The 325-nt window shown below is 45.8% G+C and carries 1 pseudogene; it reads left to right on the top strand.

Annotated features, from left to right (window positions below):
* Positions 1-325, top strand: a pseudogene (locus IAE53_RS11270) (cell wall anchor protein); the annotation flags it as partial.

Here is a 325-nt window from a genome sequence, read left to right as displayed (position 1 = left end):
GTCAAAGAGTGACTCTATTTCGAACAGTGAATCCACGTCAAAGAGCGACTCTATCTCGAACAGCGATTCCACGTCAAAGAGTGAATCGATTTCGAACAGTGAATCGACGTCAAAGAGCGACTCTATCTCGAACAGCGATTCCACGTCACAAAGCGAATTAGTCTCAAACAGCGAATCAACGTCAAAGAGTGACTCTATCTCGGATAGTGAATCGACGTCAAAGAGCGACTCAATCTCGAACAGTGAATCAACGTCAAAGAGCGAGTCGGTTTCGAACAGCGAATCAACGTCAAAGAGTGAGTCTGTTTCAGACAGTGAGTCGACG

The sequence above is a fragment of the Leuconostoc sp. S50 genome (assembly GCF_016624925.1).
Lineage (GTDB): Bacteria > Bacillota > Bacilli > Lactobacillales > Lactobacillaceae > Leuconostoc > Leuconostoc pseudomesenteroides.
This window is presented reverse-complemented; position numbering and strand designations above follow the sequence as displayed.